A 20,854-nucleotide genomic window follows, 5' to 3' on the forward strand; every position below is an offset into this window, starting at 1 on the left:
TGCCCATGAAGAACAGCTAGTCACCTCGTACGGCTCCCGTTTGTACGCGGGATCCAATACGGCTGTGGAGCTCGCCATGGCGCGGCCATGGCTGTGAAGAGCTGGCGTCGCCACAGCCTGTCTTAACGGACTGCGAAGGACGCCCCCAGTCCTCATCTCCGCGGGGGCTCAGTAGTGCAGTCCCAGACCTGGAACCGATCGCTGCAAAGACGTTCCCAAAAATCGTTAGCTTTGCGAATGTTCCCAAAAGTGTTCGCAACTGGCATGAAAACGGCTCCCGGAAAAATCTCCGGGAGCCGTTTTACCTAGTAGCGGGGACAGGATTCGAACCTGCGACCTCTGGGTTATGAGCCCAGCGAGCTACCGAGCTGCTCCACCCCGCGTCGGGTGAACACAAGGTTACCGAGCGGGCCCCATACCTCCAAATCGGGTGGTCAGCGCATTACGGAGGCCGGATCGTGCCGTTCGGCGAGTGCCCTCAGCCAGTGCAAGGCGTCGTCGTTGTAGCAGCGTGCGGGGCGGCCGGGGTCGTTCGACGCCGCGAAGTTCGGCAGCTGCCCTCCCGTCGACCACGGCGCGACCGCCGCGACCAGGTCGGCGGCGTGCCCGGCGACGGCGTCTGCGACCGGCGGGGCGAGCACCCCGATCACCGACAGCGCGTACGCGGCGTTGCGATGGCAGAACGCGCTGCGGTGCCGCGGTTCCCGCGCGAATTCCCCACCGAGGAGTCGTAGTTCGACGAGGGTCTGCGGCGACTGCGACCCCGGCCCGCACGCGGCGAGGATCGCCTCGACCGTCTCGGCGGTCAGCTCGCGCAACAGGGCGTGGTCCTCGTGGGTGGGCATCGGGTCCACCGGATCGGCGTGCACCGCGCCGATCGCCGCATACGGCAGCACCCCCACGGCGTCGAGCAGCACCGGCGCGACCTCCCGCATCGGCTGCAGCTGTCGCTGCGCCTCCGCGAGGTCCCCCACCGCGGTGTAGCGCACCGCCACCGTCATCCGGCCCGCCAGCGGCTCGGGAACCCCCGGCAATGGCGGCAACTGCTGGATGCAGATCGACGTGTTGACGGTGTCGGGCAGGTCGGCCGTCCACCGCTGCCACTCCCCCAACACCTCCGCGGCGTGAACACCGTCGAAAAAGAGTGCGCCACCGAAGAATTCGCCGATCGGCAGCAGGTCGATCTCCACGGCCGTGACGACGCCCAGCATCGACTTGCCGCCCCGCACACCCCAGAACAGATCGGCGTGCTCCTCGGGCGTCGCGCGCAGGCCCTCGCCCGCACCGGTCACCAGCTCGACGGCCCGCACGTGGTCGGAGGACAATCCGACGGTGCGCACCAGCGGGCCGATGCCCCCGCCGGTGAGGAAGCCGACGACGCCGACCCCTGGAGCCGACCCGCACAGCGGCGCCAGGCCGTGCGGCGTGGCCGCGTCCAACACGGTCTGCCACCGCACGCCGGCGCCCACCCGGGCCGTCCGCGCGACGTGGTCCACGACGCATTCCGTCAGCCCCGCGGTCAGCACCAGCACCGTGTCGGCACCGATCGGCACGGCACCGTGACCGGTGGCCTGTACCGCCACCCTCAGCCCTCGCTCACCGGCGAACCGCATCACCTCGGCCACATGGCTGGCCGAGGCCGCCAGGACGACCGCAGCGGGGCGCACGGGCACCGCCAGGTTCCAGGGCGTCGCCCGGTCGTACACGCGCTCTCCAGGCAGCGCGACGGGCGCGCTGACGTAGCTGCGCAGCAGCTCCAAGCCGTCGGAGTCGGTCATGGTCACGGAATTCATCGGGGATCCTTTCAACGGGGACGTTGTCGTCGGCTGAAGGATCACGCAGGGCGCTTGGAGTTTTCTTGAGGTCTCGGCTCCAAGAAGGGCCCAACCGCGCTCACGCGAGTTTCAGCGCGGCGGCCTCCACCGCGAGCATGCCGAGGCGCCGGGCGTCGGCCGCGACCTCGGCTGCCATGGCGCGCCGCTGCTCGGCGGACTCACTCAACTCCGCCGCCAACAGGGCGCACCGCACCAACGTCGGTGCAGCACCGGTCCGTTCGGCGACGGCGCGGGCCCTCGTCAGCTCAGTCCAGGCCTGGTCGCGGTCCCCGTCCAACAGCCGCAGTCGGGCCGTCGCCAGGGCCACCGGCCCCACGACGCCGATCTGGCCGAGCACGGCGATCCGGTCACCGAACGGGTGCAGTTCGTCCAGCAGCGGTCCGGCGTAGCGCGTCATCCCGTTGTCCGCGGCGAGGTGCGCCAGTAGCACGAGGTGGCCAAGCGTCGTCCACACGTGGGGCCGCGCCCGGGTGGCAAGCCACTCCGAGAGCAGCGATTCCGCGGCGGACGGGACCTCCGGCCCGTCGGCGACGGTCAGCAGGGCGGTCCTGACCAGGTCCACCATGGTCTGTCCACCGGTCTCCGGCGTGGCCGCCACCGCCAGCCACTGCGGGTCGATCGGGCCGCCCGTCTCCCGTAGCAGTGACACCGCCGCCATCAAACCGCTACCCGCACCGTACAATTCGGTCTGTTCGTGGACGTGGGCGGCGATGCCGTGGTGCCGCTCGGCTTCGGCGAAGTCGCCGCGCCACACCGCGAGAACCGCTTCCATCCACCGCAACTGGGCGCGCAGCACCGGCAGCGTGAGCGCCTCGCTGCCCTCGATGCCCACCGCCAGTCGGCGGGCCGCCGCGTCGACGTCGCCCAGGTTCATCTCGGCCATCGTGCACACCGAATTCGAGATCACCCGATCCTCGCGGGAGCGGCTGTGCCGCAAGCCATTCAGTCGCTCCGCCCAAACCAGTGTGCGCTCACTGGCGGTCGCCACCCCGGAGTAGGTGATCAAGCGTCCCGTCAACACGTCGGCGAGGACGTCGGGATCGCCGATCGACTCGGCCAGCTGCTCGGCCCTGTCCAGGTGTGCCGCAGCCACTTCGGGGCGCGGGTCGTAGCAGTGCCCCACCGCGAGAGCGGCCAGCACCCGCGCGCCTGCGGCCGCATCCCGATCGGCGACTCTCGCCGCATCTTCAAGCACCCCGATGAGGTCACCGGGATCCTCGCCCGGTGCTAGCCACGGCCACGCTCCGCTGGCCCGCAGCAGCGTGCTGGCCACTAGACCCGCGGTGGTCGTCCGCCCCGCCCGGAGCGCTTCGGTCAGGTACCGTTCGACGGTCGTCAGGACCAATCGTCCTCTGCCAGCTCGGGAATGGGCCTCCAGCATGGCCACGGTCAGCGCGTCCTGCTCGGCCTCGTCGCGGGCTGAGGCGGGTAGCCGGTCGTAGGCGTCCAGCGCCGCTTGCCACCACGTCGCCGCGATGTCGGAGCTCCACCGCTCGGTCGCGTCCTCGGCCGCGCGGCGACAGGCCTCGACCACGACGTCGGGTTCCACCAACGGCTGCGCCGCCACCAGGTGCAGTGCCCGTCGCGTCAACGCGTCGGCCCCGACCCCGTCGGCCAGCACCTCGGCGACCGTGGCGTGCAGGCGTTGTCGGCGAAGCGCCGGCATGCTCGCGACGAGCTGCTCTCGCAGCAGACCGTGCGCGAAGGCGTACCCGTCGCCGGCGTGCGACGGCACGACGATGCGTTCGTCGGCCGCCTCGTCGAGGTGGTCCGCGAGGACGTCGACGTCCAGCCGGGTCGCCTTCGCGAGCACCGCCACGTCCACGTCGTCCCCGATGACCGCCGCGGTGCGCAGCATCTGCAGGACGTCCGGGTCCAATCCGGCGAAGCGCCGGTCCAGCACCGACTTCACGGCCACGGGAATCTCGTTGCCCTGCCGCTCGTCTCGAGGCAACCGCGCGTACTCGCACACGAAGAATGGATTCCCGCCGGTCCGCTCGGCGAGGGTGGCCGCCTCGGCCGCGGTGACCACCTCGTCGGCGACCTGGGCGGCCAGGGTGGCGACGTCGTGCGACGACAGCGCGGGCACCTCGACGTGACGGTTGTGCGCGCCGCGGGCCACCGTGCCCAGCAGGCGTCTCAGCTCAGGGGTGTGCTCGCCGTCGCGGACGGTCAGCACCATGGCGACGGGATGGTCGCGCAGCGCACCGGCGACGTACGCGAGGCAGCCCGTCGACGCCGAATCCGCCCACTGCACGTCGTCGACGACGACGGCCCCCACGTCCGGCGCCGACTCGAGAAGGCCCTGAACCCGTTCGTAGACACGGAATCTCGCTGTGTCGGGATCCGCGTCCTCCGGCACCTGCAGTACCTCGTCGGCATCGGCGCCGAGCGCGCGCACCAGCTGACGCATCGGCCACCACGGCGGAGTCGCCGACTCGTCGGGACAGCTGATCCACACGACCCGACCACCAGCCTCGGCGACCCCACCCGCCACCTCCTCGGCCAGCCGGGTCTTGCCGATCCCTGGCGGCCCGGACAGCACCAGCCACCGGGTGGCTCCCCCGGCCACGTCGGCGAGAAGGTCTGTTACCGTGCCCAACTCGCGCTGCCTGCCGACGAGAAGGGCCCGTCGCGGCGGCTCGGTGGATTCCGTCGTCGCGACGGCGGCCACCGCCGGCGTGGCCACCTCGGCGGCTCCGGTCCACTCGGGGTGCCGCGGCCACGCGGCGAGCTCGGGCGCCTGCCGCAGAATGGCAGTCTGCAGCTCGCGGAGCTCGGGCCCTGGTTGCAGCCCGAGTTCGGCATCGAGGGTTCTGGCGTGGCGCGTGTAGGCCTCCAGTGCATCGGAGGTACGGCCAGCCCGATACAGCGCCAGGACGTGCAACCAGCAGGCCCGGTCGGAGAGCGGGTCAGCCGCACTCAACTGTGCGGCGGACGCCAGCGCGAGCGGCACCCGACCCAATGCCAACAGCGCACTGATGCGGTAGTCGAGGCAGTCCCGTCGCATCTCGTCGGCCGCCGCCGCCTCCGGACCCACCCATGGCTGATCCCGGAGATCCTCCAGAAAGGGACCGCGCCACAACGACATTGCGACGTCGGCATGCTCGAGCGCCACGGTCCAGTCGTGCGCCTCCACCGCCGCGGCCGCGCGACCCACCGTCGAGCCGAAGACCGTCAGGTCGACGTCGTCCTGCCCGACGGCGAGGTAGTACCCCGGCGACTGCCGAACGATCGGCGAGGCCAGCCGCCCCGTCGAGGCGCCGCCGCGAAGGGCTCGACGCAGATTCGACACGTACGCCTGCAGGCTGGCCGTCGCGCTGCCCGGGGCGTCGTCACCCCACACCGCGTCGGTCAGCCGGTCGACCGAGACGACCCGACCCCGCGCCAGCAGCAGCACCGCCAGCACGGCACGCTGCTTCGGCGAGCCCACGTCGACCTGGACCTCGGACTCCTCGCGCACCACCTGTAGTGGCCCGAGCAACCGATACCGCACCGGAGGAACCTAGGGGTCTACTTCGCCTCGCGGTACTTGGCCATGGCGTCGTCCAGATTTTGCAGCGCCTGGCCGTACTCCGCGAAGTTGCCACCCTGCTGCGCGCTTTGCATGGCGTCCAAAGCCGTCTGAACCCCCTGCAGGGCAGCGGCCTTCGCCGCCGACAGCTGCGTCGGCCCGCTGGGTACCGCCGCCGCCGGGATGGACACCTCGGGCACCTGACCCTGTTGGTTGGCCGGGGGTTGGGCCGGCGGCTGACCGGGCTGCGGGTTCGCCGCGGGGGCGGGTGGTTGGCCGTTGGGCAGCAGTGTCGGGGCGGGGCCGGTGGCCGTCGCTCCTGCTCCCGCACCGAACAACTCGTCCAGCGCATCGCTGACCGTCGGTCCGTAGCCGACCTTGTCGTTGTACATCATCGCCACACGAATCAGGCGGGGGTACGACGACGCCGCGTCACTGGCGCCCGGCGAGGCGTAGACCGGCGCCACGTACAGCAGGCCACCTTGCGCTACCGGCAGGGTCAACAGATTGCCCCAGCGGATGCGGTTCTGGTTGTCGCGCCCGATGACGCCGAGGTCCTGGCTCACCGCGGTGTCGGTGCTGATCGCGTTGAACGCCAGCTTGGGGCCGTTCACCTGACCCGGAATGGTCAACACGGTGATCTTGCCGTACGTCGCCGGATCGGAACTCGCGCTGATGTAGGCCGCCAAGAAGTCGCGACGGAATCTGTTCATCGCGCTCGTCAGCTGAAACGACGCCGAATTGTCATTGGACGCAATGTCCTTGGCGACGATGTAGTACGGCGGCTGGAAACTGCTGGCCGTCGGGTTCGGGTCGAGCGGCACATCCCAGAAGTCCGACGTCGAGAAGAACGTCACCGGATCGTTGACGTGGTACTTCGCCAGAAGCGCCCGCTGCACCTTGAACAGGTCCTCGGGGTAGCGCAGATGCTCCTGCAACTCCGGTGAGATGTCGGACTTCGGCTTGACCGTGCCGGGGAAGACCGCCTCCCACGCCTTGAGCACGGGATCGGCTTCGTCCTGCGCGTACAACGTGACGGTGCCGTCGTACGCGTCGACGGTGGCCTTCACGGAGTTGCGGATGTAGGACACCTGCTTGTCCAGCGCCAGCCGGTTGAGCGCCACTTCGTTCGAGTCGGCGGTCGCCGAGGACAGCGACGTCAACTCCGAGTACGGGATGTTGTCGAGGGTGGTGTACCCGTCGACGATCCAGACCATCTTCTTGTTCACGATGGCCGGGTACACGCTGGTGTCGGTGGTCAGCCACGGCGCGACCGCCTCGACGCGCTTCGCCGGATCCCGGTTGAAGAGGATCTTGCTGTTCTCACCGATCACGTTGGAGAACAGGAAGTTCCGCTCGGCGTACTTGGCCGCGAACACGCTGCGCGCCAGCCAGTTGCCGACCGGGACTCCACCACTGCCGTTGTAGGTGTAGTTCTTCGTGTCGGTGTTGGTCTCGTAGTCGTACTCGCGGTCGGTGCCGTTCCTGCCGACGATCGCGTAGTCCTCGGCGGTGTTGGCGATGACCGGGCCGTAGTAGATGCGCGGCTGATCCAGCGGCGCCGGACCCGGCGACACCACACTGCCGTTGGCGCCGACGACGCTGGCCAGGAACTCCGGGTAACCGCCGTTCTGGTTCGGGTCGTTGGCGACGCCGCGGACCGTGTTGGCCGGGGAGGCGATGAAGCCGTTGCCGTGGGTATAGACGGTGTGACGGTTGATCCAGTCGCGCTGGTTCTCGATCAACCGGTCGGGGTTGAGTTCCCGAGCCGCCACCACGTAGTCACGGAGGTTGCCGTTGGACTCGTAACGGTCGATCGCCAGTTGGTCGGGGAACGAGTAGAAGTTCTTGCCCTGCTGGAACTGGGTGAACGCCGGGCCGACGATGGTCGGGTCGAGAAGTCGAATGTTCGACGTCGTCGCCCGGTCCGAGGCGACCTGCTGGGCGGTGGTCGCCGCGTCGCCGCTGTAGTCGCGGTAGGTGACGTTCTGGTCGGTGAGGCCGTAGGCCTGCCTGGTCGCGGTGATGCTGCGACTGATGTATTCGCTTTCCTTCTGCGCGGCATTGGGTTTGACGCTGAACTGCTCGACGATCAGCGGCCAGCCCGCACCGACGATCAACGAGCTCAGCAGCAGCAGCACCACGCCGATGGCGGGGATGCGCAGATCGCGGAGCACCACCGCGGAGAACACCGCGACCGCGCAGATCAAGGCGATCGCCAGAAGGATAAGCTTGGCGGGCAGCACCGCGTTGATGTCGGTGTAGCCGGCGCCGGTGAACGGCTTGCCGCCGCGCGTGTGACTGAGCAGTTCGTAGCGGTCCAGCCAGTAGGCGAACGCCTTCAGCAGCACCATCGTGCCGACCAGCGTGACCAGTTGGATGCGAGCGGAGCGACTCAGCGCACCCGTCCGCCCCGACAGCCGGATGCCACCGAACAGGTAGTGCCCCAGCAGGTTCGCCACCAGTGCGAGGAACGTCGCGACGAACAGGAAGTTCAGCACCAGCCGATAGAACGGCAGGTCGAATGCGTAGAACCCGAGGTCCATGCCGAACTGGGGGTCGGTGACGCCGAACTCGCCGCCGTGCATGAACAACTGCACCTGCACCCAGTAGGTCTGACCCACCAGGCCCGCGAGCAGACCGATGAAGATGGGGACGCCGATGCCGAAGAGCCGCAGTCGCGCCATCACCGAGGTGCGGTAGCGGGCCACCGGGTCGTTGGGGCCCACGGTGGGCACGAAGACCGGGCGGTTCCGGTAGGCGAGCGCCATGCCGGCGAACACCACGCCGCCGATGAGCAGCGCCGTCACCGCGAACACGATCAACCGGGTCATCAGGGTCGTGGTGAACACCGACCGGTACCCGAGCTCGCCGAACCACAACCAGTCGACGTAGGTGTCGATCAGACGCGGGCCGATCAGCAGCAACAACACCGCCGCAAGGGCGATCCCGATCAGAAACCGGCTACGCCGCGTCAGCTTCGGCATTCGCGCCGCAGGCCGCATCCCCACTCGTCAACTCCAAACGGTCGTCACGCCGCGATTCGGCGTGCCCCAACTCTACGCATCCGTCCCAAAGCGTCCTCTCAGCAATGGGGTGGTTCGCCACCGGAGGAATAGGTCTTCAATGCATCGACGGCACCGGTCAGGTTCTCCACCTTGATCAGCTGCAGACCGTCCTCGTGGGCCGAGTTCGCCTCGTCGCAGTTCTCGGCGGGCACCATGAACACCGTCGCCCCGGCTTCCTTCGCCGCGTAGATCTTGTGGGTGATGCCGCCGATCGGACCCACCTTGCCGTCGCCGGTGATGGTTCCGGTGCCCGCGACGAACTTGCCGCCGTTGAGATCGCCGGTCGTCAGCTTGTCGATGACCGCGAGGCTGAACATCAGTCCCGCCGACGGGCCGCCGATGTTGGCCAGGTTGAAGTCGATGGTGAACGGCGCCCACGGCGCGTCGACCACGCCGACGCCGAGGAATCCGTAGTCGCGGTCGGGGTTCTTGCCCAACGTGATGGTCGCCGTGCCGAGGTCGCCGTTCTTGCGGCGGTAGTCGACCACCAGCTGGTCGCCGGGCTTGGTCGCCTTGAGGAGGGCCGTGAACTCGTCGAGGTTGGCCACCGGCTTGTCGTTTACGAGGTCGATGGCGTCGCCGTCCTCCAACTTCCCTGCCGACGGACCGCCGTCGGTGACGCCCTGCACGGTGACGGCCCTGGGGTACTTGAGGTATCCCAGCGCCGCGTACTCCGCGCTGTCCTCCGACTGCTTGAAGTCGGTCGTGTTCTCCTTGTCGATGTCGTCCTTGCTCTTGTCCGGCGGATAGACCAGATCGCGGGGCACCAGCTGCTCGGTGCCCGACATCCACAGGCGCAACGCCTGCCCGAGGGTGAGGCCGTCACTCTGGCTGACCGTCGTCATGTTCAGGTTGCCCGACGTGGGCTTCACCTCGGTGCCCTTGATGTCGACGACCTCTTTGCCTTCGACCTCGCCGAGGGTGTTGAACGTCGGCCCCGGCCCGAGACTCACGAACGGCACCGTCACCGCCGACAGCAGCAGACCGAATGCGACGATCGGCACCAACGCCACCACCAGCGTCATCATGCGCCGGTTCAATCCACCCATCACGGAGCCCACAGTAGGGGTCCGTCCTGTCCTGTTCACTCTCGGCGTGACCGCGACCCCACGCCGAGCTCGTCCGGTGAGTACCGTGGACGCCATGCCTGACCAGCCTTTCGGCTTCTCTGCCTCCGACGGTAAGGGTGACGACCCCGACCGCGACGACCGCAAGAAGGACCCGAACCCCGGGTCGCCGCAGGATCCGTTCGGATTCGGTGGCGGCGACTTCGACATGAACAACCTCGGGCAGATCTTCTCCAAGCTCGGCGAGATGTTCAGCGGCGCAGGCAACCCGATGGCTGGCGGCGCGGGGGCGGGACCGGTCAACTACGACTTGGCGCGTCAGCTCGCGTCCAGTTCGATCGGGTTCGTCAAGCCGGTGCCCGAGCAGACCAGCGCGGCGGTGGCCGACGCGGTGCGACTCGCCGACACATGGCTTGACGGCGTCACTCCCCTTCCCGCGGGCACGACGAGCTCGGTCGCGTGGACGCCCAGCGACTGGGTCGACAACACCCTCGCCACCTGGAAGCGGTTGTGCGACCCGGTCGCCGAGCAGATGTCGACGGTGTGGGCGTCGGCCCTGCCCGAGGAGGCCAAGGCAATGGCCGGCCCGCTGCTGGCGATGATGACGCAGATGGGCGGCATGGCCTTCGGGTCTCAGCTTGGCCAGGCCCTCGGCACCCTGTCGCGAGAGGTGCTGACCTCCACCGACATTGGCCTGCCGCTTGGCCCGAAGGGCGTGGCGGCGCTGATGCCGGAGGCCATCGAGTCGCTCGCCGAGGGTCTCGAGCAGCCCCGCAGCGAGATCATGATGTTCCTCGCGGCACGGGAGGCGGCGCACCATCGCCTGTTCAGCCACGTGCCGTGGCTCTCGACGCAGCTCCTCAACGCCGTCGAGGCGTTCGCCCGCGGCATGAAGGTCGACATGAGCGGCATCGAGGACTTCGCGCAGGGTTTCAACCCCGCCTCGCTCGCCGACCCGACCGCGATGGAACAGCTTCTCAACCAGGGCATCTTCGAGCCGAAGTCGACACCTGAGCAGATCGCGGCGCTGGAACGTCTCGAGACGCTGCTTGCCCTCATCGAGGGCTGGGTGCAGACCGTGGTGACCGACGCCCTCGGCGACCGCATTCCGGGGACCGTGGCGCTCAGCGAGACGCTGCGTCGACGGCGCGCCACCGGCGGGCCCGCCGAACAGACGTTCGCGACGCTGGTCGGTCTGGAACTGCGGCCCCGCAAGCTGCGGGAGGCCGCGGTGCTGTGGGAGCGGCTGACCCAGGCTGTCGGCGCCGACGCCCGCGACGCGGTGTGGCAGCACCCCGACCTGCTGCCGGGCGCCGACGACCTCGACGAACCGGCGGGCTTCATCGACCGAATCGTCGGCGGCGACACCAGCGGCATCGACCAGGCGATCGCCGACCTCGAGAAGGACTTCAACGAGGACAAGGGCCCCGACGCGGGGCCTGTGGATAACTAAAGCGCCACATCCCGCCCGCATGGCAGAGTCGGCGCATGTCGAGCCACACGCTCAATCCGGTGATGCCGGTGCTCGTCAGGCCCGACGGCGCCGTGCAGGTGGGCTGGGATCCGCGGCGCGCGATGCTCGTCGAGCCACCCGACGGGTTGTCGGCCGGCGCGCTGGCGGACCTGTTGCGCGCGATGCAGGCCGGGGTGACCACTGGGGAACTGTGCGCGCTGGCGGTGAACCGGGGCATCAGCGACGTCACGGCGATGACCGATCTGGTCAGCTCGCTGGTCGACGAGGGTCTCGCGACGACGACCCCGCCGCGCACACGGTCGGCCTCCATCCGCATCCACGGCCGCGGCCCACTGTCGGATCTGCTCGCGAGCGCGTTGCGCTGTTCGGGGGCGCGCGTGCGGCAGAGCAAGCTGAACCACGCGGGTGTCAGACCGGGGACGACGGATCTGGTGGTGCTGTCGGACTTCCTGGTCGCCGACCCGCACCTGCTGCGTGAACTACATCAGGCCCGGATCCCGCATTTGCCGGTGTGTGTGCGGGACGGCACCGGTTTGGTCGGCCCCCTGGTGATCCCCGGGGTGACCAGCTGCCTCGGATGCGCCGACCTCTACCGCAGTGACCGCGACGCGGCGTGGCCGGCGGTCGCCGCCCAGTTGCGCGACGCCGTCGGCAGCGCCGACCGGGCCACGATGCTCGGCACCGCCGCGCTGGCCCTAAGTCAGGTGGACCGCGTCATCCAGGCCGTCCACGAATCCGACGACCCGAGCCGGGCTGGTGACCCGCCGCCGACCCTGGACACGACGTTGGAATTCGACGTGCGCACCGGGTCGACGACCAGCAGGCGATGGTCACGTCACCCGCGGTGTGAGTGCTGAGCTCGCCCCTGCTTTGCGGCGGCGAAGGTGCCGACGACGTCGGCGAACCGCTTGACGTCCGAAAGGCGTTCGGCGGCAACCGCATTCTCCGCAACCAGCCATCGGGTTTCTAATCGGACCAGCCGCAGTGCGGGCACCGCGGCTTCGAAGACACGGGTGCTCGACTGGGCGTCGGCGACGATGTCGACCTGGATCGGTCCGCCGTCGACGCGGACGACCGTGACCGTGCACGACTCCTTCGTCACGCGGATCCGGCCCACGTCGGCCTCACCGCCCGCGCCGATCTGAATGATCCCGTCCAGAAGGGGCACGCTGAGTTCGATCGTTCCGAGCGACATCTCGTCGAGACGGTCGGAGGGGAACGTCTCAGTTGTGGCTTCCGACATGGCTTCTCGTGTCCCACCGCACGCTGAGCGGGGCGCTCCAGTCGCCGCGCTCGATCCAACGGCACACGGCACGGACCTCCTTCGCACCCTCGACCGGGCCGAGCCACCGGGCCGGACCTTCTGGTCGACGATCGGTTCCACACGGTTGCACCACTACGGTGACCCCGCCCGGGGCGGATCCGGTGCAGGCCTGCCGCTCCAACAGGCATCCGGTGGTGACGAGCATTCCGTGCGGGCAGCTGCGGACCGTCGCCTTCAAGGCGTCGAGTGCGGCCGACCCGGCGTCAGGTGCGCACGCCGTGCAGACGACGACGGTGAAGGGATTCCGCGTTGTCGCCACGTTCCGGCGGATGTCGTTGCGCGCCATCAGATTCGCTGCCCCGAGGCGCGCAGCCGGCCGATCACCGCTTCGATTCCGTCACGGTCGATCACCTTGATGCCCTTGGCGCTGACTCGCAGCGTGACGCGCCGCCCCTCTGATGGCACGTAGTAGGTCTTGCGTTGAATGTTGGGCGACCAACGCCTGCGGGTGCGACGCCCCGAGTGGGACACCGCGTTGCCGAAACTTGGTGCGCGGCCGGTGATCTGACAATGAGCGGACAACGGAACCCTCTCCTTCGACGGCACCCCTTAACGACAATGATTTTCGACAAGCGCCGTCTTGGACTGTACCGTCATCACCAGTTAATGACAATCGTTTCCAACAAGGAGGAGAATTGGTGCGCACACCCGTGCTGCTGACGGCCGGCCAGGGCGACACCGACGCCGTCACCGCCACGCTGATGCGGCGGCCGGGGACCCTCGTCGTCGCGCACAGATTCGACGGACACGTGGTGCGACGCACTCTCGCGATGCTCGTGCACGGCGTCCTCGACACCTCGGAGACGGCGCTCGAGCTGGCCCACGGCTGCGTCGCCTGCACCGTCCGCAACGACCTGCTGGTACTGCTGCGGAGGTTGCACCGCCGCGACGACGTCGACCGGATCGTGGTCCACCTCGCGCCATGGCTTGAACCCGAGCCGATCTGCTGGGCGATCAACCACGTCAAGGTCAGCCTCGGCCCCGGGTACCTGGACGGACCCGCCGCCCGCGACGTCGACGTCCACGCCGTCATCACCTGCGTGGACGTCGAACGCTGGCTGCCACGGGCCCTCGGCGACGACGAACTCGACGACGGGCGGACCGTCGCCCAAGTCGTCGTCGGCCAAGCCGAATTCGCCGACGTCCTCGTCCCGTCCCACCCCGAAGCCACCACGTTGGCCGTGCTGCGCCGCCTCGCCCCCCGCGCCCGCATCACCGTCGGAACCGACCACGTCGAGATGGCGCTCGCGCACCTGGAACCCGACGCCCGCCGCGGTCGCAGCGACTCCCCGCACGGACCCCTGCTCGCCGGCCAGCCGCCGCTCGGCGGTGACGGCGCCGTCCAGCTCGTCGAGTTCTCCGCACGGCGGCCGTTCCACCCGCAGCGCCTACATGCCGCCGTCGACCTGCTGCTCGACGGGGTGATCCGCACCAGAGGCAGGCTCTGGCTGGCCACCCAGTCGCGGCACGCGATGTGGCTGCAGTCTGCGGGCGGCGGGCTCCGCGTCGACCCCGCAGGCACCTGGCTCGCTGCGATGACCGCCTCCGAGCTGGCCTACGTCGACCCGGAACGCCGCGCACTCGCCGACCTGATCTGGTCCGAGGACCACGGCGACCGCCACATCTCGATGACGGTCCTGGCCTGCGGCGCGTCAGCCGACGACATCCGCAGCGCACTCCAGGCGGCACTGCTGACCGACGACGAGATGGCCATACCGGCGCAGTGGGCCGACTACCCCGACCCGTTCGGCGAGTGGCACGAGGACCCCTGCGACGACCCGACCGAGCCCGCGACCGACGACGCCACCTCGAACCGGCGGACCACCGAGTCATGATTCCGTAGCCACGCTCGATGGTCCGTCCCCAGCTTCGTAATGGATGATGGTGGGGTGGCAGACATCAAGCGCGGACGAGCAGCCAGGAACGCCAAGCTCGCCAGCTTGCCGGTCGGCATCGCAGGCCGCGCGGCGCTGGGAATCGGCAAACGACTGACGGGCTCGTCCAAGGACGAAGTCAACGCCGAGATGATGGAGAAGGCCGCCAACCAGCTCTTCACCGTCCTCGGCGAACTCAAGGGCGGAGCGATGAAGGTCGGCCAAGCCCTGTCCGTCATGGAGGCCGCCGTACCCGAGCAGTTCGGCGAGCCCTACCGCGAAGCGTTGACCAAACTGCAGAAGGACGCCCCGCCGCTGCCCGCGGCGAAGGTGCACCGCGTGCTCGACGCCCAGCTCGGCACCAAGTGGCGCGAGCGGTTCACCTCCTTCGACGACTCCCCCATCGCCTCGGCGAGCATCGGCCAGGTCCACAAGGCGGTGTGGTCCGACGGCCGCGAGGTGGCCGTCAAGATCCAATACCCGGGCGCCGACGAAGCCCTGCGCGCCGACCTGAAGACCATGAAGCGAATGGTCTCGGTCTTTCGCCAACTCGCCCCGGGAGCCGACGTCCAAGGCGTGGTCGACGAACTGATCGAACGCACCGAGATGGAACTCGACTACCGGCTGGAGGCGGCCAACCAACGCGCCTTCGCCAAGGGATACCGCGACGACCCGCACTTCGTGGTTCCGGCGGTCGTGGCGAGCGCGCCGAAGGTCGTCGTCGCGGAGTGGATCGAAGGCGTCCCGATGGCCCAGATCATCCGCACCGGCACACCCGAACAGCGCGACGTCATGGGAACGCGACTCTTCGAACTGACCTACGGCGCACCGAGTCGCATCGAAATGATGCACGGTGACGCACATCCCGGCAATTTCATGCTGCTGCCAGGGGACAAGATGGGAATCCTCGACTTCGGCGCCGTCGCGCCGATGCCCGGTGGCCTCCCCGTCGAACTCGGCCTCATGGTGCGTTACGCACTCGCCAAGGACTACGACAACCTGCTGCCCACCATGGAGAAGATCGGCTTCATCCAGAAGGGCCAAAAGGGTGAGCAGGTCTCACCCCGCGAAATCGACGAAATGTTGCGCCAGTACGTCGAACCGGTGCAGGTCGACGAATTCCACTACACCCGCAAGTGGCTGCAGAAGATGGCCGCCGCCAACATGGACATCTCGGCCGACGCGATCAGGACCGCCCGCGCGATGGACCTGCCTGCCAACTTGGCCATCCCCATGCGGGTCATCGCATCCGTGGTCGCGATCTCGTGTCAGCTCGACGCCCACGTGCCGACCAAAGCCCTTGCGCTCGAACTCATTCCGGGGTTTGCAGAGGTTGCCTAGCTCCAGCAACACGTGGAGCTAGGCAACCTCGCGCCGGCTACGCGGCTGCCGGGTCGGCAACCGGGTCCTTCCCGTCCTTGCGCGGCCGACCCCTCGGCCGCTTGCGCGCCACGATGGTGCCGCGGTCGATGATCTCGCCGCCCCAAACTCCCCATGGCTCTTGACGTTCCAGTGCCTCGGCGAGGCACTGACGGCGGATCGGGCACTCGGCGCACAGCACCTTGGCCCGCTCGAGCTCCATCGGGTTCTCGGCGAACCACAGGTCTGGGTCGTTCAGGTGGCAAGGTACTGCCGGGAACGATCTTTCGCGGCATGTCTGCGGAGACATGTCCGAATCACCTTCTTCCTGGTCCAAGTCGATCAGCTGACGTCTGATGGATCTGAGACCAGGAGTTCGGGTGTCCCCGAAAGCAATCTGGCCACGGATCCGGTGGTGTCGGGTCCGTGGCCAATGTGGCTTTCGTGGGTACCTAGGTGGTCCCCCGATTCACGGACGCGACGGTCGCGGCGGCGGCGCGTCGCTTGTACGCCGGAATGGCGCCATGCATCGCGACCGACGGATGCCCGGCCGGCATGGCGGGCCCTGCGACGGTGAGGGGCGACGACGTGACGACAGCGTTGGCAATGGCTACGCCGGAGTAGTACTGGGTGAAATTCACGTGACTCCCCTCCCTTCGAATCGACTGGATTAGACGGTTATGAGACTAAACGCTGAGAGCGTAATTCGACAAGCAATTTTCTGACCTGCGGTTTCGTTCTCTCATCGGCGTGCCTTGACCAGGGCGAGCACATCCGGCCCGAACTGTTCGAGCTTGCGGGCGCCGATGCCGGGTATCGCGACCAGCGCGGCCTCGTCGACCGGAAGGGTCTCGGCGATCGCGATCAGGGTGTTGTCGGTGAACACCACGTAGGCGGGCACCTTCATCTCCTTGGACGTGTCGAGGCGCCACTCCTTCAGCTGGGCCAGCAGTTCCTCGTCGAGATCGGACGGACACGTCTCGCAGCGGCGCAACATGATCGAGGCGGAGCTGGTCAGGGCACCGTTGCAGACGCGGCATCGAGGCGTGGCGCCGCGCTGCCGCCGCGGCTTGCTTGGCCCGTCGTCGGAGGCGGCCTGCGGGGCGACGCCGTTGAGGAAGCGCGACGGGCGCCTGCCCTGCCTGCCACCCGGTGTCCGCGCCAACGCCCAGCTCAGCGCCAAATGCACACGCGCCCTGGTGATTCCGACGTAGAGCAGGCGGCGTTCTTCCTCGACCTGCTCGCTGTCGGCCCCGCGGGCCAACGCATGCGAGATGGGCAGCGTGCCGTCGGCCAACCCGACGAGGAACACCGCATCCCACTCCAAACCCTTGGCCGCATGCAGGGACGCCAGCGTGACGCCCTGCACCACCGGCGGGTGCCGCGCGTCGGCACGCTGCCGCAACTCGGCCAGCAGCGACCGCGTGTCGAGCGACGGCCGCAGCGCCACCTCCTCCTCGACTAGTTCGACCAACGCGGTCAAGGCCTCCCACCGCTCGCGAGCCCGCACGCCCTGTGGCTCCTCTGCGGTGAGCCCCAGCGGTTCCAGCAGCTCACGAATCACCGGCGGCAGGTCGGCACCCACCGCGTCGACGCGTTCCGCGGCACGCTGCAGCGCGGCCAGCGCCTGCCGGATCTCCTGGCGACTGAAGAAGCCCTCACCGCCGCGCACCTGGAACGCCACCCCGGCCGCGGTCAGCGCCTCCTCGTACACCTCCGACTGCGCGTTGATGCGGTACAGCACCGCGATCTCGGCGGCGGCGGTGCCGTCGTGGATGAGTTTCTTGATGGCCTTCGCGACGGCGGTGGCCTCGGCGACCTCGTCGGTGTGCTCGTTGAACGTCGGCGCAGGCCCGGGATCGCGCTGACCGATCAGGTGGAGCTTGCTGCCCGCCATGCGACCGCGGGCCATCGAAATGACCCGATTGGCCAGCGACACCACCTGAGGCGTCGACCGGTAGTCGCGTTCCAGACGCACCACCGCCGCCTCGGGAAAGCGGCGCGAGAAGTCGAGCAGATACCCGGGGGTGGCACCGGTGAACGAGTAGATGGTCTGGTTCGCGTCACCGACGACGGTGAGATCGTCCCGGTCACCGAGCCAAGCGTTGAGCACCCGCTGTTGCAACGGCGTGACGTCCTGGTACTCGTCGACGACGAAGCAGCGATATCGGTCGCGGAACTCCTGCGCCACGGCCGCGTCGCTCTCGATGGCGGCGGCGGTGTGCAACAGCAGGTCATCAAAATCAAGGAGCAGGACATCGCTATTGCGGGCCTTCATGGCCTCGTATCCGGCGTAGACCTTCGCGACCTTGGCCGCGTCCAACGGGATGTCCCTGCTGACCTTGGCCACCGCCGCCGGATAGTCCTCGGGACTGATCAACGACGACTTGGCCCACTCGATCTCACCGGCGAGATCGCGCACGTCGTCGGTGCTGGCCTGAATCGACGCCCGATTCGCCGCCTGTGCGACCACACCAAACTTGCTGTCGAGCAGCTCCCACCCGGTGTCACCGACCACCCGCGGCCAGAAGTACTGCAGCTGCCGCCGGGCCGCCGCGTGAAACGTCATGGCCTGCACCGCACCCGTGCCGACGCCGTCGGCACCCTGCTCGTCGAGCGACCGCAGCCTGCCCCGCATCTCCCCAGCGGCCCGCGACGTGAACGTCACCGCCAGCACCTGGCTGGGCGCCACGTGACCGGCGGCGACCAGGTACGCGATGCGCCGGGTGATCGTGCGCGTCTTGCCTGTGCCCGCGCCCGCGAGCACGCAGACCGGCCCGCGCGGGGCCTGAACGGCCTCGCGTTGCTCGTCGTCGAGGTCCTTGATCAGACGGTCGAGCAATGTGGAGGCGGCCTCGGGAGCCTGGGACGGCATGGCGTCCATCCTGTCAGGCATGGGTGACACGCGCCGCTCCGCCATGCTCGGGCGCCACGGCCCAGGTTGGTGCAATGCCCAGGTTGGTGCAATACGGCGGGCTTCCGTAACGTTGACTGCGCTATGACTGGTAAAGACACGCAGCTGACCATGTACTCGACGACGTGGTGCGGCTACTGCGCACGACTCAAGACCGCCCTGAAGTCGGCGGGCATTGGGTACACCGAGATCGACATCGAGGCCGAGCCAAGCGCCGCCGAGTTCGTCGGGTCGGTCAACGGCGGCAATCACGTCGTACCCACGGTGAAGTTCGCCGACGGGTCGACGCTGACCAACCCCAGTCTCAAGCAGGTTCAGGCCAAGCTCGCCGGCTGAGTCAGCCTGGTCAGTCGGCGAACGGCTCCATCTAGGGGCTGAACGCCCACGATTCGATGATTTCCCGGGCTATCGAGATCGATCCCGGCAGCAGCAGCCGCGACGTCGAGTCGCTGCTCCAGTCGCCCTCGGTCAGCGCCTCGCGGACCTCGGACCGGGTGAACCAGCCCGCCTCGGCGATCTCGCCGTCGCTGAAGACGAACTCCTGCTCCGGATCGCCGATCGCATGGAAGCCGACCATCAGCGACCGCGGGAACGGCCACGGCTGACTTCCCAGGTACGTCACGTCGGTCACGCTCAAGCCGATCTCCTCGGCCACCTCGCGCACTACGCACGACTCGAACGATTCGCCGGCCTCCACGAACCCCGCGATGAGTGAGAAGAGTCGCTCGGGCCACGCGGTCTGACGCGCCAGCACCGCACGGTCGTGCCCGTCGTGAATCAGGCAGATCACCGCGGGGTCCATCCGAGGGAACTCCTCGCGACCGGTCACCGGGTCGACACGCGCCCAGCCCGCCTTCGAACTCTTGGTGGGTGAGCCGTCGACGGCGCTGAAACGCGCGCTCTCGTGCCAATTCAGCAGCGCTGTGGCGGTGGCGACGAGCTGAGAGCTGGTGTCGTCGAACACCAAGCCCGCGCGGCGCAGGTCGAGGACCTCGGTTTCGGCGTGCGGATCCTCTGGCGGTTCCAGCGCACCGCGGACCGCCCAGACGTGAACCCCGTCCGGCATCCGGCCAAGGAACACCGCGTGTTCGTCCGGCGCCGCGGAATGCTTCGCGGCCCGTCCCAGAACCACCCGGCCGCCGGAGATCAGCACCTGGTTGCGTTGGTCGACCTTCAGCAGCATGGCGTCACTCCACCCGGCCAGTGCGGCGTCGACGTCGGTGCGCAGTTCGTCGGCGCGGTCGGCACCGACCCGCGACAGCAGGGGGACGTTGCGCAGGGTGAACCCACCGCGCTCCTGCCCGCCGGTCATCGGTCAGCGTCCGCGTTGCGGATGTACAGCAGTCGGTCGCCAAGCTCCATGGCGTCGGCCTCCGGGGCGTCGACCCGCAACAGACTGCCCCCGCGGACCACCCCGAGCACGATCTCGGGCAAGTGACGGGCCGACCCGCCAACCTCCTTGTTGGTCACGTCGCGCTCGGATATGGCGAATCCAGCGTCGGGGGTGAGCAGATCCTCGATGAGTTCGACGACGGTCGGGGTGTTCGCGGCCATGCCGAGCAGTCGACCCGCCGTCTCCGAGGACACCACGACGGAGTTCGCACCCGACTGCAGCAGCAGGTGCTGATTCTCCGACTCCCGGATCGACGCGATGATCTTCGCCTTCGGCGCGAGCTCACGCGCGGTTAGCGTGACGAGAACGGCGGTCGGGTCGCTGTTGGTGGCGACGACGATCGCCTTGGCGTGCTGCGCGCCGGCGAGCCGAAGGACGTCGGCGCGGTTGGCGTCGCCGTGCACCGTCACCAACCCGGCGCGGTCGGCCCGGTCCAACGCGGCGCGATCGGTGTCGACGACCACGATCTCACCGCTCTTGGCGCCGTCGCCGATCATGGCCGAGACGGCTGTCTTGCCCTTCGTGCCGTACCCGATGACGACGATGTGGTCGCGCACTTTCTTCCTCCACTGCTGAATCTTGAGGGTCTGACGCGACGCCTCCGTCAGGGTTTCCACGGTCGTACCGATCAACACGATCAGGAAGGCGACGCGCAGCGGCGTGATCACCAGGACGTTGATCAAGCGGGCCGACGGCGTGAACGGGGTGATGTCGCCGTATCCGGTGGTCGACAGCGACACGGTGGCGTAATAGAGACAGTCCAGGAACGAGAGCTCGTTGTCCTGCACGTCGCGGTAGCCGTCGCGGTCCAGATAGACGATCAGCACCGCCGAGAACAGGGCCAGCAGCGCGTAGAACACCCGCATCGCGATCTTGCGCGCCGGGCTGACCGGCGTCTCAGGGATGCGCAGCGTTCCGACCAGAGCGTGGTCGGGCTGGGTGGTCAGCGTCTGGTCGAGCGCCTCCATCCGGCGACGCAATCTACCCTTGGCCACGAGGGCCCATCATCTGCCCAACTCGCCGCACAGCACA

Annotated in this window: 17 protein-coding genes and 1 tRNA gene; 5 read left to right on the plus strand and 13 right to left on the minus strand. The window is 68.5% G+C overall.

From position 1 onward, the window contains the following. Positions 1–309: 309 nt before the first annotated feature. From B1790_RS12375 to B1790_RS12395, 5 genes are all read right to left on the minus strand, one after another. Positions 310–383, minus strand: a tRNA-Met gene (locus B1790_RS12375). Between the two features lie 51 nt (positions 384–434). After that, positions 435–1,793: an FAD-binding oxidoreductase gene (locus tag B1790_RS12380; RefSeq protein ID WP_079923516.1), complete on the minus strand. Its 1,359-nt coding sequence runs from the start codon at positions 1,791–1,793 to the stop codon at positions 435–437. Between the two features lie 100 nt (positions 1,794–1,893). Beyond that, entirely contained in the window at positions 1,894–5,331 is a 3,438-nt protein-coding gene (locus B1790_RS12385; RefSeq protein ID WP_233165081.1) for a BTAD domain-containing putative transcriptional regulator, read from the minus strand. A 17-nt stretch (positions 5,332–5,348) separates the two neighbouring features. Then, positions 5,349–8,360, minus strand: coding sequence for a UPF0182 family protein (locus tag B1790_RS12390; RefSeq protein WP_079923517.1), 3,012 nt, complete (start codon positions 8,358–8,360; stop codon positions 5,349–5,351). Between the two features lie 74 nt (positions 8,361–8,434). Further along, entirely contained in the window at positions 8,435–9,457 is a 1,023-nt protein-coding gene (locus B1790_RS12395; protein WP_079923719.1) for a PDZ domain-containing protein, read from the minus strand. A gap of 103 nt (positions 9,458–9,560) precedes the next feature. Between B1790_RS12395 and B1790_RS12400 the strand changes: the two genes are divergently transcribed. Continuing rightward, positions 9,561–10,937 carry a zinc-dependent metalloprotease gene (locus tag B1790_RS12400; RefSeq protein WP_079923720.1) on the plus strand — a complete coding sequence of 459 codons (1,377 nt, stop codon included), beginning with the start codon at positions 9,561–9,563 and terminating at the stop codon, positions 10,935–10,937. A 35-nt stretch (positions 10,938–10,972) separates the two neighbouring features. Beyond that, entirely contained in the window at positions 10,973–11,815 is an 843-nt protein-coding gene (locus B1790_RS12405) for a cyclodehydratase (RefSeq protein ID WP_079923518.1), read from the plus strand. On the opposite strand, the gene B1790_RS12410 is transcribed toward B1790_RS12405, so the two are convergent. The 3 genes from B1790_RS12410 to rpmB are packed head-to-tail and all read right to left on the minus strand — an operon-like array spanning position 11,794 to position 12,804. After that, positions 11,794–12,201, minus strand: coding sequence for a hypothetical protein (locus B1790_RS12410; protein ID WP_142271269.1), 408 nt, complete (start codon positions 12,199–12,201; stop codon positions 11,794–11,796). The two genes, B1790_RS12405 and B1790_RS12410, sit on opposite strands and share 22 nt — an antisense overlap. Next, positions 12,182–12,541, minus strand: coding sequence for a hypothetical protein (locus B1790_RS12415; protein WP_142271270.1), 360 nt, complete (start codon positions 12,539–12,541; stop codon positions 12,182–12,184). The genes B1790_RS12410 and B1790_RS12415 overlap by 20 nt, the downstream gene beginning before the upstream one ends. Before the next feature lie 26 nt (positions 12,542–12,567). Beyond that, on the minus strand, positions 12,568–12,804 hold the full coding sequence (rpmB, locus tag B1790_RS12420; RefSeq protein ID WP_079923722.1) for a 50S ribosomal protein L28: 237 nt from the start codon (positions 12,802–12,804) through the stop codon (positions 12,568–12,570). 116 nt (positions 12,805–12,920) lie between these two features. Here rpmB and mrf point away from each other — a divergent pair, with 116 nt between their 5' ends. Together mrf and B1790_RS12430 are read left to right on the plus strand one after the other, a co-directional pair. Beyond that, the gene (gene mrf, locus B1790_RS12425; protein WP_079923723.1) at positions 12,921–14,117 is read left to right on the plus strand and encodes a ribosome hibernation factor-recruiting GTPase MRF; all 1,197 of its coding nucleotides are present in this window, start codon (positions 12,921–12,923) and stop codon (positions 14,115–14,117) included. Between the two features lie 39 nt (positions 14,118–14,156). Continuing rightward, complete coding sequence (locus tag B1790_RS12430) at positions 14,157–15,497, plus strand: AarF/ABC1/UbiB kinase family protein (protein WP_079923520.1); 1,341 nt, start codon at positions 14,157–14,159, stop codon at positions 15,495–15,497. A 37-nt stretch (positions 15,498–15,534) separates the two neighbouring features. Here the strand turns inward: B1790_RS12430 and B1790_RS12435 are convergent, their stop codons facing one another. From B1790_RS12435 to B1790_RS12445, 3 genes are all read right to left on the minus strand, one after another. Beyond that, complete coding sequence (locus tag B1790_RS12435) at positions 15,535–15,825, minus strand: WhiB family transcriptional regulator (RefSeq protein ID WP_079923521.1); 291 nt, start codon at positions 15,823–15,825, stop codon at positions 15,535–15,537. Positions 15,826–15,967: 142 nt separating this feature from the next. Beyond that, the gene (locus B1790_RS12440; protein WP_079923522.1) at positions 15,968–16,156 is read right to left on the minus strand and encodes a hypothetical protein; all 189 of its coding nucleotides are present in this window, start codon (positions 16,154–16,156) and stop codon (positions 15,968–15,970) included. A gap of 101 nt (positions 16,157–16,257) precedes the next feature. After that, entirely contained in the window at positions 16,258–18,390 is a 2,133-nt protein-coding gene (locus tag B1790_RS12445; RefSeq protein WP_198951994.1) for an ATP-dependent DNA helicase UvrD2, read from the minus strand. Positions 18,391–18,513: 123 nt separating this feature from the next. Between B1790_RS12445 and B1790_RS12450 the strand changes: the two genes are divergently transcribed. After that, positions 18,514–18,765, plus strand: a complete 252-nt coding sequence (locus B1790_RS12450; protein ID WP_079923524.1) for a mycoredoxin — start codon at positions 18,514–18,516, stop codon at positions 18,763–18,765. A 31-nt stretch (positions 18,766–18,796) separates the two neighbouring features. Here B1790_RS12450 and nudC read toward each other — a convergent pair whose 3' ends face one another. Together nudC and B1790_RS12460 are read right to left on the minus strand one after the other, a co-directional pair. Beyond that, positions 18,797–19,741, minus strand: a complete 945-nt coding sequence (gene nudC, locus B1790_RS12455; protein WP_079923525.1) for an NAD(+) diphosphatase — start codon at positions 19,739–19,741, stop codon at positions 18,797–18,799. Further along, on the minus strand, positions 19,738–20,817 hold the full coding sequence (locus B1790_RS12460; protein ID WP_079923526.1) for a TrkA family potassium uptake protein: 1,080 nt from the start codon (positions 20,815–20,817) through the stop codon (positions 19,738–19,740). Before B1790_RS12460 ends, nudC begins: the two co-directional genes overlap by 4 nt. Positions 20,818–20,854 lie beyond the last annotated feature (37 nt).

The sequence above is a fragment of the Mycobacterium sp. AT1 genome, from assembly GCF_002043095.1.
GTDB lineage: Bacteria > Actinomycetota > Actinomycetes > Mycobacteriales > Mycobacteriaceae > Mycobacterium.